Genomic DNA, 13893 nt, shown 5'->3' with positions numbered 1-13893 from the left:
CGCCCGAGCCTGTCATCCCCGCGCCATAGGGATGCGGGGGAACGCCGGGAGACATGCGGATCGTCCTCGTCGCCAACGCCGCGTCGGGCGCCTTCGCCGAGGGCCTGACGCCGGATGCGCTTCGCGCGCGGCTGAGGACGTCGGGCCTCGACCTTCTCCCTGAGCCGGACGACAGCCTGCCCCTGCCCGATCGCCTGCGGGCGGCCCTGCGCATGGAGGGCGTCACGGCCGTGGCGGTGGCGGGCGGGGACGGCACGCTCAACTGCGCGGCCGGAATGCTGGCGGGCAGCGGCGTGGCGCTCGGCATCCTGCCCCTCGGCACGATGAACCTGCTGGCCAAGGATCTCGGCATCCCGCTCGACCTCGACGGGGCCATCGCGGTGCTTGCGGTGGGGCAGACCCGCGCCGTCGATGTCGGCCGCGTCAACGAACACGTCTTCCTCATCAACTCGGTGCTCGGCATGCCCGCCCGCATGGTCCGCCACCGCGAGGCCTTTCGCGGGCGGCGTCTCGGCATCCCGGCGCTGCTACGGCTCTCGGCAGCGGTGCTGCGCCATCTCGGACCCTATCCGCGCCTCTCGGCGGTGCTCTCGGCCGGCGGGCGGCGGACACGGTTGCGCGTGCGCCTGCTCGCGGTGGTCAACAACGATTACGCGGAGGGGCCGGGAAAGATTCTGGAACGGAGCCAGGTCGATGGCGGTGAGTTGACGCTTTACATCGCCCGCCGGCTTTCGCCGTGGCGCCTCGCCCGGTTGGCGCTCGGGTTCGGGCTCGGTCGCTGGCGCGATGAGCCGGGCCTGGAGCGCCGTGCCGCGGCCCGCTTCGTCGTCTCCGCCCGGAGGCGCGCGTTACGGGTGATGAATGATGGAGAGGTTCGCTTGATCGCCCCGCCCCTGCGCTACCGCCTGATGCCCCGTGCCCTCACCGTGATCGTGCCGGAGCCGGTCCGGTGAGACGGGTCGCCCACATTTCCGACCTGCATTTCGGACGCACCGATCCGGCGGTGGTCGAGGCGCTCGTGGCCGAGCTGAACCGCGATCCGCCGGATCTGATCGTGGCATCCGGCGACTTCACCATGCGGGCGCGGCGCAAGGAATACGTCGCGGCGCGCGCCTTCCTCGACCGGCTGACCGCGCCCTGGATCGCGGTCCCGGGCAACCACGACATCGCCTATTTCAAGCTCCTGACCCGCTTCTTCCATCCGTTCGGTCGCTACCGCCGCTTCATCGCGAAGGACACCGAACCGACCTTTCTCGACGACGAGATCGCGGTGGTCTGCCTCAACACGGTGCGGACCTGGGCGCCGGAGACGGATTGGTCTCAAGGGAAGATCACCCGGGCGCAGATCGCCCGCACCGAGGAGCGGCTGGCGGCGCTGCCGGATCACGTCTTCCGGATCGTGGTCGGCCACCATCCGTTCATGCCGCCGCCCTGGGACGCGGAGGCCCGCCTCGTCGGGCGCGCCGACGAGGCGCTCGACGCCTTCCGCCGCCACAATGTCGGGCTGACGCTCGCCGGCCATCTCCACCGCCACTATTCCCGCTTCGCCGAGGCGCCGGAGACCGGCACCGAACCCGACTTGGTGAGCGTGGATCGGGGCATGGCGCGGGCGGGCGGTGCGCGGCTGCTCGCCGTGCAGGCGGGCTCGGCCACTTCGACGCGGCTGCGCGGCAACGAGCCCAACGCCTACAACCGCATCGTCATCGAGGACGGGCGGGCCACCGTCACCGTGCGGGTCTGGACCGGGTCGGCCTTCGAGGACGTGCGGGAGGACGGATCCGTGCCTGCCCCGGCGCAGGCGGGCGAAGCGGAGCCGGCCGGGCGCTGACCGCCCGGCCTCCCCGCCCCCAGGGTTTAGGACAAAGCCGTCTGCCGCGTGCGCTTGCCCGCAAGGCTGACGGCGAAGGCCACGGCGAGGTTGAGGGCGAGTGCCACCACGCCGATGTTGAGATCCTGCACCGGCCCCGGCAGGCCGGGGAAGAGCTTGGCCAGCGTGTAGCCGCCGACCACCGTGATCGCCACCGCGGCCACTCCCGCTAGGATGCCGGCCATCGCCCCCGCCCGCGTGAGCGGGTTGTGGGTCCACAGGCTGAAGAAGAAGGCCGGGAAGAGCTGCGTGACGACCGCGTAGCCGATTAGCAGGAGCTGCACGATGGTCTCACCGCCGTAGAGGGTGAAGCCGACGCAGGCGATCGCCAGCAGCGGCGCGATCCCCTTGGCGAGCTTACCGGTGGTGGCGTCGGTCGCGTTGCGCGCCAGCGGCCGGTAGAGGTTCTGCGCGATGAGCGTCGAACCCGCGATCAGGATCATCGAGCCCGGCACCAGGGCGGTCAGCACGCCGGTGGCGCCGATGACGCCGACGAACCACGGTGGGAAGGTCTCGAGCGCGATCCTGAACAGCGAGAGATCGACGTCCGGCCCGGTCAGCCCCGGCACCTGCAGCACGGCCGCGAACCCGGCGAAGAACACGAACAGCAGCATGAGCTGGTAGAGCGGCAGGAACACCGCGTTGCGCCGGAACGTGCGCGCATCGCTCGCGGTGTAGATCGAGGCGAAGATGTGCGGGAACATCCAGCCGCCGAGTGCCGTGAGCAGCGTGGTCGAGGCGAACCACGTCGCGCTCTGGCCCCGGTCCGGCAGCGCCAGGAAGCCGGGCTTGGCCGTATCGATGGCCTCGAACATCGGGCCGATGCCGCCGTAGTAGTGATACGGCAGATAGACGCCTAAGAAGATCACCACGAACAGGATCATGAAATCCTTGAGCACGGCGGTCCAGGCCGAGCCGCGCACGCCGGAGACCATCACGTAGACGGTCAGCACCGCCGCGCCGATCCAGATCGCCAGGGTCTGCGAGATCGCGCCGTAGGAGGCGGTGGCGACGATAATGCCGAGCCCCTTGAGCTGGAGCACCATGTAGGGGACGAGCGCCACGATCCCGACCAGCGCCACGAGGATGCCGAGGCTGCGGCTGTCGTAGCGCGCGGCGAAATAATCGGGCTGCGAGAATAGGTTGCGCTCCTTGGCGAAGCGCCAGGCCGGCGGCAGGATCCAGTAGGAGATGACGTAGATCAGCGTCAGGTAGCACAGGATGTAGTAGGTCGGCCCGCCCTTGCCGTAGGCCCAGCCCGAGCCGCCGAGGAAGGTGAAGGTGGTGTAGATCTCGCCTGCCATCAGCAGGAAGACGAGCAGCGTGCCGAAGCCGCGCTTGCCCACGCTCCACTGCTCCATGTCCATGTCGTGGCCCGACCGCGCCCGCAGGCCCAGGCCGAGCGCCACCACGACGGCGAGCGCGATGATCGCAAGGGCGGCGTTCATGGCCCCTCCTCCGGTTCCCGGTTGGCGGGATCGGTGAGGTAGATCAGCCCCATGATCGCCGAAGTTGCCACGGTGCAGCCGACGAGCCACGCCAGCAGCAGCGGCATGCCGAGCACCATGGGCTCGACCCGGTTGAGGAAGAACGGCCCGGCCAGCATCCCCAGGGCGGGCAAGGCCGCAAGCCATCGAAGCTGCTTCATCGCCGGGCCCTCCCCGGTGATGGCTTGCGGAAATGTCGTCTCGCTCGGGTCATGCGCTCCCCATCCTTGGCCTCGGGAGCATGAGGCAGAATTCGCACCAGCGCGAGAGCTGCCGCGAGGGTCGGCGCCGACTTTCCCCCTTAAGCGGCCCGCAGACCGCCGCTTAAGCGGCCTCCTCCTGGCGGCGGTCCAGCAGAGCCGGCAGGGCGCGCAGGTTTAGCGGCTTGGGCAGGAAGCCGTCGAAGCCGGCCGCGGAGGCCGCGTCGACATCCTCGCGGCCGGTATTGGCGGTGAGCGCCACGAGGTGGAGCGAGGTCGCGCCGGTCTCGGCCTCGCGGGCGCGGATGCGGCGGGCGGTCTCCAGGCCGTCGAGGCCGGGCATGCGGATGTCGATCAGCGCAAGGTCGAACGGCCCCTGCCCTTCCGCCGCCGCCAGAGCCTCGAGCCCGTCGCGGGCGTGGATCACCTGTGCGCCGAGCCGCTCCAGCGCCTTGGTGGCGAGCAGCGCGTTGATCGGGTTGTCCTCCGCCAGCAGCACCCTGCGGCCCCGCGCGGCGGTCTGGTTTGATCCAGTCTTGCCCGGTGTAGTCTTGACCGGAGCGGGCTGGCGCGGGCCGGGTTGGCTCGTGCCAGTCTTGGCTGTCGCGTCGGCCGGGCTGCGGGTCGGGGCGGGCCGCGGCTCCAGCAGGCGGTCGAACAGCGAGCGGGCGCGCACCGGCTTGATCAGGTAGCTGTCGAACCCGGCCGCGTTCGGGGCGCCGAATTCCCGCCGGTCGAAGGGCGAGAGCAGGATCAGGCTGCAGCGCACGCCGCTCCGGGCGGCCTCGGCCGCGAGCCGCCGCACGGCGGCGTCGCCGAGGCTGCGGTCGGCGATGAGCGCGTCGAAGGCCACGCCCGATAGCGCATCGAGGCCGGCTTCCGCGCTGTTCACGACCACCGCCGCCGCCCCGGAGCGGCTGAGCCGCCGGGCCAGGAACGGCGCCTGATACGGCGAGGCCGCCACGATCAGCACCTTTCGCGGCGCGAGGCTCGGTGTCTCGGAGCTCGGTGTCTCGGGGCTCATGGCGCCCTCCGCCGCCGGCAGCGGCAGCATGACCCGGAAGGTCGATCCACGTCCCACCGTCGAGCGCGCCTCGATCGTGCCGTTCATGCGCTCCACGAGGCGGCGGGTGATGGCCAGACCGAGGCCGGTGCCCTCGTGGCTCGCGCTGTCGTCGCCCTGCTCGAACTCTTCGAACAGGATCGGGATGCGCTCCTCGGGGATGCCCGGCCCGGTATCCTCGACCGTGAGGACGAACCCCTCCCCCTGCCCCTCCCCCGACCGGGCGAGGCTGACGCCGACACCGCCGGTCTGCGTGAACTTGATGGCGTTGCCGGCCAGATTCAGGAGGATCTGCCGCACCCGGTCGGCATCGCCCACGCGCAGGGCGGCAAGGTCGTCGGCGATGTCGAGGGCGATTTCCAGGCCCTTGTCTTGCGCACGCGGCGCCAGCAGCTCGACCACGCCCTCGACCAGGCCGGCGACGTCGAACGGCTCGGCGGCCAGATCGAGGCGGCCGGCCTCGATCCTGGAGAAATCGAGGATGCCGTCCACGAGGCCGAGCAACGCCTTGCCGCTGGTGCGGAACGCCTCGACATAGGTGCGCTGTTCGGGATCGAGCCGGGTGTCGAGCAGCAGGTCGGCCATGCCGAGAATACCGTTCAGCGGCGTGCGCAATTCGTGGCTGACGGTGGCGAGGAAGCGGGATTTGGCGACGTTGGCCGCCTCCGCCCGGCTCTTCGCCTCGTCGAGGACACGCGCCGCCTCGACGCGCGCGGTGACGTCCTGGCCGGCCCGCAGCCAGTTCGGACCGTCAACGCTGCCGGAGACCGGCATCTCGATGAAGGAGAACCAGCGCGGCAGGCCGTCCACCGGCACCAGACGCTCCTCGACCACCCGCACGCCGTCGGCGCGCTGCTCGCTCGCGCCGCGCTCGATCACCTGCGGGCTCAGCGTCGAGCCGATCAGGTCCAGCGGCTTCATGCCGAGCAGCGCGGCAAACCCCGCGCTGGCGAAGGTGATCCGCCCCTGCCCGTCCCGTTGAACCACGGCCTCGGTCGTGGCCTCGACCAGCACCCGGTAGCGCTCCTCGCTCTCGGCGATCTGCCAGAGCCGGTCCTGGAGCGCCTCCGTCATGTCGGATTCCGGCACGACGGGCTCGCGGCGGCGGAGCGACACCAGGATCAGCGCCAGCATCGCGGCCGCGATGCTCAGGCCCATCACGCTCACCGCAAGGGTCATCGGTTCCACGTCGGTCCCCCAAGTCCGGCCGAGGCCGGAAGCCGGCTCGTCAGGGGAGCGACAGTGCCAGCCGCGCGTGAAGCGGCGCTTGAGAAAGAAGCTTAAGGGGGGATGAGCGGGACCGGTGATTTTTCGGCGATCCAGTGCCGCAGGGATTCCCCCTCACCCCGCGTACGGGGAGAGGGAATGCTCGGAACCCGGCTCACACCTCCGGAAAACGCCTCAGCAGCGCGTCGCCGTTGAGCCGGAGGGCGGCGCCGACTTCGGCCAGGGCCGCGTGCTCCTCGCGGCCGATGCCCTCGTGGTCGGCCACATCGGCGGCGATGAGAAAGACGTTGCGGCGCTGCTCCTCCGGTCGCTCGGCGATCGCGCCGATCCGCACGAGGTTCTCCGCGCGGCCGGCCCGGGTGCGGGCGCGGCCGAGCCCCTCGTAAAGCGCGTGTTCGAGCATCAGGCTGTCGTAGCCCTTCTCGATGATCGGGTTCGCCCGGATGCCGGCGAGCGCCGTCTCGAATTCCTCGGTCATCAGCTCGCCGTCGGCGACCGCGACGTTGGCGCAGGCCGAGACCGCCGCCTGCATCAGCGTCTCGTCGCCGGCATAGGCCTTGAGGGTGGTGCGGAAGCGCTCGACCGCGTCGTGAAGAAGGCCCATGGCGTGAACGAAACCCTGCCCGATAAACCCTGTCTCAGAGCCCCGACAACGGGGATGCCGGTCAAACGATCCGCGCGCTGTCCCGCACCCGCGCCTCGGCGGCCTCGATCGCCTCCGGCGTGCCGACATGCAGCCACTGTCCGTCGAGGCGCAGGCCCTGGAGCCGGTTGCGTTTGATCGCCCGGTCGAACAGCAGGGTCAGGGAGAACGACCCCTCCGGCGTGTCGGCGAACAGCTCCGGCTTCAGGATCGCCACGCCGGCATAGATGAAGGGCGCGACCTCGCGCTCGCCGCGCCAGCTCAGCCGGCCGTCGGAGTCCATGTAGAAGTCGCCCGCCCCATCGTAGCCGAGGCTCGTCGCGGTCGGGGCGACGAGGAGCAGGATGTCCGTCGTGTCGGGATCCCAGGCTTCGATCAGCCGGCCGAGATTGGGCCGCGGCCCCTCCAGCCAGAACGAATCCGAGTTGAACACCACGAAGGGCTCACCGTTGAAGTGGTCGAGCGCCTTCTTCACGCCGCCGCCGGTCTCCAACAGCGCGTCCCGCTCGTCGGAAACGACGATGGCCGGCGCGCCGGTGCGGTGGGAGAGATGGCCCTCCATCAGGTCGGCGAGCCAGTGGACGTTGACCACCGCCGTCTCGATGCCGCCCGCCGCCGCCCGGTCCAGGGCGTGGTCGATCAGCGCCTTGCCGGCGACCTCGACGAGGGGCTTGGGCACCGTCGCGGTAATCGGGCGCATGCGCTTGCCCAGGCCCGCCGCGAGCACGAAGGCGCGGGTGACGTTTTTGGGGGTGGGTTCAGCGCTCATGCCGCCTCGGCCGGTCCGTTTGAAAAGAAGCGTTCAGGACGCGGCGGGATCGGCGTCCGGCCGCGGGGCGACGAGGCTCGGCAGGTGAGTCTCGTGCCACGCCCGCACCGAGGCCAGCGCCGGGTGGGCGAGGTTGCGCGCGAGATAGCCCTCGATCCGCGGCAGATGGGCGAGGTAGCCCGGCTTGCCGTCGCGCTTGTCGAGCCGGGCGAAGATGCCGAGGATCTTGGTGGCGCGCTGGGCCGCCAGCACCGCGTAGGCGCGGGCGAAGGCTTGCATGTCGAAGCCGATATCCCGGCCGCGGCGCTCCCGGATGTAGAGGCCGAGCAGGCGCAACTCGAAATCGGCGCTGGCATCGACCCGCGCGTCCTGGAGCAGCGAGGCGACGTCGTAGGCCGGATGACCCATCACCGCGTCCTGGAAGTCGATGACCCCGACCCGCTCCAACCCGGTCCGCTCGGGGAGCCAGATCAGGTTGGGCGAGTGGTAGTCGCGCAGGGTCCAGGTGGCCGGCTCGGCGATCAGGTCTTTCAGCGCATCGGTCCACAGCTCGCGGAAGGTGCTGCGCGCCTCCGGTGACAGAGTCGTGCCGCGGATCGCGGGGGCGTACCACTCGGGCAGCAGCTCCGCTTCGAACAGCAGGGCTTCGAGGTCGTAGGGCGGGATGACGTGGTCGATCCCCTCGCTCACCGGCACGGCGCTGGGCAGATCGGTGGCGTGGAGCTTGGCCAGCAGCCGGACGGCTTCCGCGTAGCGCTCGGGGCGCGGCGTGCCGTTCTCGGTCACCGGTTCGGCGCCGAGATCCTCCAGAATCAGCAGGCCGGCCTCGAGGTTCTCGCCCAGGATCTTCGGCGCGGAGAAGCCGATCGCGCGCAGCGCCCGGTCCATGCCGACGAAGGCGTGGACGCTCTCGGCGAGTTTGACCACGGCGCTGTAGGGCTTCCCGTCCTTCACCGGCGGCCCGTCTGGGCGGGGCGGCGAGATCATCAGCACGGCGGTCTCACCACTCGGCTTCACCAGCCGCTCGTAGGCGCGCGACGAGGCATCGCCCTGCATCAGCACCCGGTCGGCCTCGTCCCATCCGCTGCGGGCGAGCAGAGCCCGGACGGCGCGGGCGCGTGCCACCCGCTCGCGCATCTCGGGCGTGCCGTCGATCCGCACGAGGCGGGCCTCCTCGCCGAACTCGGCCCGCAGGGACAGCTCGACGGTCAGCGTCGGGTTGTCGCGCGCGCCCAGGCGCTCGGGCCACTCGACCAGGGTGATCGCGGTCTCGGAGAGTTCGTCGAAGCCGAGTTCCACCAACTCGTCCGGGCCGCGCAGGCGGTAGAGGTCGGCGTGGATCACCGCGCCGCCGGAGCGGGTCTCGTAGGGCTGGATCAGGGTGAAGGTCGGGCTCGGCACTTCGAGCCGCGGATCGCCGGCCAACTCGCGGATCATCGCGCGGGCGAGCGTGGTCTTGCCCGCGCCGAGCCCGCCGGACAGGGCGACGAGGTCGCCGGGCCGGAGGATGCCGGCGAGGAAGGCGGCCATGTCCTCGGTTGCGCCCTCCTCGGGCAGCAACACCTCCCAGGCCGCGCGACGCGGCGCCGCTGGTGTTTGGACCTCGCCCTGCGACGGGCCGGGCTGCGGGCTTCCCGCCATGCCGTCCGGATCCTCGCTCACCGCCCCAATCCTCCGCAACACCGCGAACGGCCACCCCGATCAGGGTGAAGCCTCCGCCCTTCTAGAGCCGTATCCGACCGGATTGCATCAGGCCGGCGTCTCTAGCCCCTTGTTTCGACGCGCCTTCTTTCGACGAACCGGTGGTCACGTCGTGGGAAGGCGCTCTAGCAGGAGATGTTTAACCATTTTCGCCGGCTCCGGTGAGCCCTGCCCCCTCGGCGGCGGCCAACCTGATCCCGATCCCGTGAGCGCCCGGTCCTACTCGGCGGCCTCGGCGAGCCCGCCATTGCCCGGCGGCGGCTCGACCGGGAACAGGCAGGTGACGCGGGTACCCGTGCCGGGTGCCGAGTGGATCTCGACCCGTCCGCCGTGCAGCTCGACGAAGGAGCGCACGATCGAGAGGCCCAGCCCGACACCGCGATGCTTGGTGCCCAAGGTGTTGCTCTCGAACCGGTCGAACACCCGGTCGATGACCTCGGGCGCGATGCCGCGGCCGCGATCGGTCACCGTCAGCCGCAGTTCGCGCCCCTCGCGCCGCGCCTCGACGCGGACCTGCTGGCCGGGCGCGGAGAAGCCGACCGCGTTGGAGAGCAGGTTGAACAGGATCTGACGCACCCGCTTGCCGTCGGCGAACACGCTGCCGACACCCTCCGGCACGTCGAGGTCGAGGCCGATATCGGATTCCGCCAGCCGGTCCTCGATGCCGCGGACCGCGGCTTCCACGGTGGCGCGCACGTCGATCGTCTCGCGCTGGAGTTCGAGCGAGCCGGCATCGATCGAGGCGAGGTCGAGGATGTCGTTGATGATGACGAGCAGCGCGGCCGACGAGCGCATGATGTGCTCGGAATATTCGCGCTGGCGCTCGTTCAGGGCGCCGACGGTCTCGTCGCCGAGAAGCTGAGTGAAGCCGATGATGTTGGTCAGCGGCGAGCGCAGCTCGTAGGAGACGTGGTGGACGAAGGTGTCGCGCAATTGCGAGGCGCGCTCCAGCGCGTCGTTCTTCTCGGTCAGCGCCCGCTCCACGTTGGCGCTCGCGGTGACGTCGATGAAGGTCAGCAGCGTCGCGCCGAGCGGCAGCGGCTGCGAGGAGCAATCGAGCACCGTGCCGTCGTTGATGTCGAGGCGGCAGCCATGGCCGCTGCGGGTCTCGGACAGGCCGGTGACCGACTGGCGGATGCCGGCCCAGGGGCTCTGGTCCGGGGTCAGCGCCCGGCAGGCGGCGATCACCGCATCGACATGCGGCTTGCCCGCCAGCGTCGCCGGGTCGAGGCGCCAGGTCGCGGCGAAGGCCCGGTTGGCCACCGTGAGGCGCCCGTCGGCGCCGAACACCGCCACCGGCTCCTTGAGGGCTTCCAGGGTCTCGGCCTGCTCCTTCATCAGCGCGTCGTAGCGCGATGCGAGCTTCATGCTCTCCGAGACGTCGTGGTAGAGATAGGTCAGGCCGCCCTGCGGGTTGGGGTCGGCGACGACGCGCAGCGTCCGCCCGTCGGGCAGGTACCAGGGCGTGTCGGTGGGCTCGACCGCGCGGTAGGCGGCCAGGACATCGGTCTTCCACGAACGGAAATCGGCCTGCTCGGGCAGCTTGCGCGCGGCGCGCAGGCGGTCGAGGATCTCGCCGTCGAGCGGGCGGCCTTCGAGGAAGGCCGGGTCGAGATCCCACAGGCGCTGGTAGGCGGCGTTGTGGAAGATCAGGCGCTGGCGCGCGTCGAACATCGCCACCGCGGTCGGCAATTGGTCGAGGGTGCGGACGTTGGCATCCATTTGGCGCTGCAGGTCTGCCCGCACGCTCTCCAGCTCCGAGACATCGACGGCGATGCCGACCCGGCCGGCTTCCAGCGTGCTCTCGCTGACATCGAGGGTCCGGCGCGCACCCGCCACCACCGCCGAGAGGCGCAGGGCCTGGGCGGGGAGGCCCGGCCGGCGCGCCTGCCGGACGATCTGTTCGCGGGCGCTCCGGTCGAGCAGTTCGAGCCCGTGGCTGAGGGCGGCCTCGCGGCTCGGGGCCTCCACGGCGGCAGCGTAGGCCGCGTTGACGAAGGCGAGCGCCCCGTCCGGGCTCCGGTGCCAGATCGGCTGCGGCAGCGCGTCGAGCAGGCCCGCCAGCGCGGACAGGCCGCGCTTGGCCTCCTCCAGCGTGTGACGCAGCTCGATCAGCTCGCGGCGCTCGTCGGTGGTCTCGCGCAGGCGCAGCAGCGCCCGCCCGCCGACCGCCTGGCCCTGTGCCTCGATGTAGCGCCCGGCGAGACTGCGCAGGTTCATCCGGAAGCCGGTGCCGCGCTCGCGCAGCGTCGCGACGGCGGAGTCGAGCAGCTGCGCGTCCTGCGGCGCGAGCCACGTGCCGAAGGCGAGCAGATGCCGGGAGCCGCCCTGAAGCCCGCGCGAATCCTGGCCGCGGAGATCCTGATTGCGAAGATCCTGGGCAAAGCCCGCATCGCCGACGATCGACGGCTCGCCGCGCCCGGCCCAGGCGACAAGAACCTGACGTTCGGAGTGGAGCAGCATCTCCGCCCGGTCGTGTGCGCCGCGCAGATGGGCGAGTTCGTCTTGAAGCGCACGCTCCTTGCGCGTCCAGCCGACGCGCTCGCGCAGGTAGACCAGCGACAGGATGGTCGCGAACAGGATCAGGCCAAGGACGACGGCGAGGCCGGCAACGTTGTGCGTCTGCATCGCTCCCAGCATCGGCCTCGCTTCGATGGACGGAGCGCCCTCGGCGAGTGCCGCGACCGGTGCCGCGACGACGAGGACGCCGACGCGCGACAGGGCGCGCGCCGCCCGTTCCAGACCCATGTCCCGCCCCCACCCCAAACCCGGCACACTCCGCAGGCCGTCGGGCCCACGCCTGGAAAGCTCCCGGACCGCACCGGGCAAACACCCGCTGCCGCGACCGGCTTGCCGCCGCCGCGCGGGCACCTGCTTCCGAAGATTCGCGCCACTGTAACGCGGGGTCGATTCCGCCTGGAAGCGCCATTATGGCCCGGAACCCTTCGGCCCTGCATTCCGCCGCCACACAGCACCCAAAAGCCACACCACCGAAATCGGGACTTGACGAATTTCGAAGACTTTCAGGGCGCCGGGCCACGGCCGGAATCTGACTTCGCGCGGCCGCGGCGACCGCCAAAACAGGTTCGCGGCGACACCTGTCGCCCGCCGCCCCAGTGGCGGATGTCGCTCAAACGCAAAGAAGCCCGGCCATGGGCCGGGCTTCCTCGCGAATCTTGACCTGAGCGGCACCGGGCCTCCGACGTCCTGCGCGGAAGCCGAAGGTCCGAAGGCCGATTAGTAGCGGTAATGCTCGGGCTTGAACGGGCCCGTCTGCGACACGCCGATATAGGCGGCCTGATCGGGGCGGAGCTTGGAGAGCTTCACGCCGATCTTCTCGAGGTGGAGCGCCGCGACCTTCTCATCGAGGGCCTTGGGCAGGGTGTAGACCTGACGCTCGTACTTGCCGGGGTTGGTCCAGAGCTCGATCTGGGCGAGCGTCTGGTTGGTGAAGGAGGCCGACATCACGAAGGACGGGTGGCCCGTCGCGTTGCCGAGGTTCACCAGGCGGCCCTCCGAGAGGAGGATGATGCGGTGGCCGTCGGCGAACTCGATCTCGTCGACCTGCGGCTTGATGTTCTGCCACTTGAGGTTCTTCAGGCCGGCGACCTGAATCTCGTTGTCGAAGTGGCCGATGTTGCAGACGATCGCACGGTCCTTCATGGCCCGCATGTGCTCGATCGTGATGATGTCCTTGTTGCCCGTGGCGGTCACGAAGATGTCGGCGCGGGGCGCCGCGTCTTCCATCGTGACGACCTCGTAGCCTTCCATCGCCGCCTGCAGGGCGCAGATCGGATCGATCTCGGAGACGAGCACGCGGCAGCCGGCGTTGCGGAGCGACGCGGCCGAGCCCTTGCCCACGTCGCCGAAGCCCGCGACCATCGCGACCTTGCCGGCCATCATGACGTCGGTGCCGCGGCGGATGCCGTCGACCAACGACTCCTTGCAGCCGTAGAGGTTGTCGAACTTCGACTTGGTGACCGAGTCGTTCACGTTGATCGCCGGGAAGAGCAGCTTGCCCTCCTTGGCGAGGTTGTAGAGGCGGTGCACGCCCGTGGTGGTCTCCTCGGAGACGCCCTTGATCGAGTCGGCCAGACCGGCGAACCAGCCCTTCGGCTTCTCGGCGAGCTTCTTCTTCAGGAGCGCGAAGAAGACCTCCTCCTCCTCGGATTCCGGCTTGTCGAGGAAGGCGGTGTCGCCGTTCTCGGCGCGCAGGCCGAGGTGGACGAACATGGTGGCGTCGCCGCCGTCGTCGAGGATCATGTTCGGCATTCCGCCGTCATGCCAGTCGAACAGCTTCGAGGTGTAGTCCCAGTACTCGGTCAGGGTCTCGCCCTTCACGGCGAAGACCGGGATGCCGGCGGCGGCGATCGCGGCGGCGGCGTGGTCCTGGGTCGAGTAGATGTTGCACGACACCCAGCGGATGTCGGCGCCGAGCGCCTTCAGGGTCTCGATCAGCACCGCCGTCTGGATCGTCATGTGCAGCGAGCCGGCGATCTTGGCGCCCTTGAGCGGCTGCGACGCACCGTACTCGGCGCGGGTCGACATCAGGCCGGGCATCTCGGTCTCGGCGATCGAGATTTCCTTGCGGCCGTAATCGGCCAGCCCGATGTCCTTGACGATGTAATCGTTGGCAACTGCCATCTCGGTATCCCTTTTCAGTCGTGGCCGGCGCGAAACGGCCAATCGTTCCGGCGCATCGGCCGGTTCACCCGGCCGGGTCGGCCATCCCTGTAGCAGGGCTCTCGCTAGGGAGCAATCAAGACATAAAGATGTCTTTATGCGTTTAATTCCAGGCTAGAGCGCGGGTGCCAGCGCGGCCTTTGCGGCGCTCGCGCTGAAACCCGGTCGCGTCGAGCTGGATCGGGCATGAGTGTCTGTTGCCAGCCGGAGCTTCCTCGTTGGGACAGGGTTGGTTCCGGCAGGGAAAATGCCT

10 protein-coding genes are annotated in these 13893 nt (G+C 70.1%); 2 read left to right on the top strand and 8 right to left on the bottom strand.

From position 1 onward, the window contains the following. The first annotated feature begins 53 nt into the window (after nucleotides 1-53). Both M2437_RS10125 and M2437_RS10120 read left to right on the top strand, forming a co-directional pair. The gene (locus tag M2437_RS10125; protein WP_253387297.1) at nucleotides 54-953 is read left to right on the top strand and encodes a diacylglycerol/lipid kinase family protein; all 900 of its coding nucleotides are present in this window, start codon (nucleotides 54-56) and stop codon (nucleotides 951-953) included. Beyond that, entirely contained in the window at nucleotides 950-1828 is an 879-nt protein-coding gene (locus tag M2437_RS10120) for a metallophosphoesterase family protein (protein ID WP_012255515.1), read from the top strand. The genes M2437_RS10125 and M2437_RS10120 overlap by 4 nt, the downstream gene beginning before the upstream one ends. 26 nt (nucleotides 1829-1854) lie before the next feature. Here M2437_RS10120 and M2437_RS10115 read toward each other — a convergent pair whose 3' ends face one another. The 8 genes from M2437_RS10115 to ahcY form a co-directional block, all read right to left on the bottom strand. After that, the gene (locus M2437_RS10115) at nucleotides 1855-3315 is read right to left on the bottom strand and encodes a sodium:solute symporter family protein (protein WP_056461109.1); all 1461 of its coding nucleotides are present in this window, start codon (nucleotides 3313-3315) and stop codon (nucleotides 1855-1857) included. Beyond that, nucleotides 3312-3515: a DUF3311 domain-containing protein gene (locus M2437_RS10110; protein WP_003606352.1), complete on the bottom strand. Its 204-nt coding sequence runs from the start codon at nucleotides 3513-3515 to the stop codon at nucleotides 3312-3314. Before M2437_RS10110 ends, M2437_RS10115 begins: the two co-directional genes overlap by 4 nt. Nucleotides 3516-3678: 163 nt before the next feature. Then, nucleotides 3679-5796, bottom strand: coding sequence for an ATP-binding protein (locus M2437_RS10105; RefSeq protein ID WP_253387296.1), 2118 nt, complete (start codon nucleotides 5794-5796; stop codon nucleotides 3679-3681). A gap of 202 nt (nucleotides 5797-5998) precedes the next feature. Further along, nucleotides 5999-6448, bottom strand: coding sequence for a tellurite resistance TerB family protein (locus tag M2437_RS10100; protein WP_003606025.1), 450 nt, complete (start codon nucleotides 6446-6448; stop codon nucleotides 5999-6001). A gap of 61 nt (nucleotides 6449-6509) precedes the next feature. Next, nucleotides 6510-7256 carry a nucleotidyltransferase family protein gene (locus M2437_RS10095; RefSeq protein WP_003606024.1) on the bottom strand — a complete coding sequence of 249 codons (747 nt, stop codon included), beginning with the start codon at nucleotides 7254-7256 and terminating at the stop codon, nucleotides 6510-6512. Nucleotides 7257-7289: 33 nt separating this feature from the next. After that, on the bottom strand, nucleotides 7290-8918 hold the full coding sequence (gene tsaE / locus M2437_RS10090; protein WP_253387295.1) for a tRNA (adenosine(37)-N6)-threonylcarbamoyltransferase complex ATPase subunit type 1 TsaE: 1629 nt from the start codon (nucleotides 8916-8918) through the stop codon (nucleotides 7290-7292). A gap of 258 nt (nucleotides 8919-9176) precedes the next feature. Beyond that, a complete protein-coding gene (locus tag M2437_RS10085) occupies nucleotides 9177-11705 on the bottom strand; it encodes a sensor histidine kinase (RefSeq protein WP_056117435.1) in 2529 nt (842 codons plus the stop codon). A gap of 489 nt (nucleotides 11706-12194) precedes the next feature. Then, nucleotides 12195-13601 (bottom strand): adenosylhomocysteinase, encoded by a 1407-nt coding sequence (ahcY, locus tag M2437_RS10080; RefSeq protein WP_003606448.1) that lies wholly within the window; start codon nucleotides 13599-13601, stop codon nucleotides 12195-12197. Nucleotides 13602-13893 lie beyond the last annotated feature (292 nt).

This window comes from Methylorubrum pseudosasae (assembly GCF_029504475.1).
Classification (GTDB): Bacteria; Pseudomonadota; Alphaproteobacteria; order Rhizobiales; family Beijerinckiaceae; genus Methylobacterium; species Methylobacterium extorquens.
This window is presented reverse-complemented; position numbering and strand designations above follow the sequence as displayed.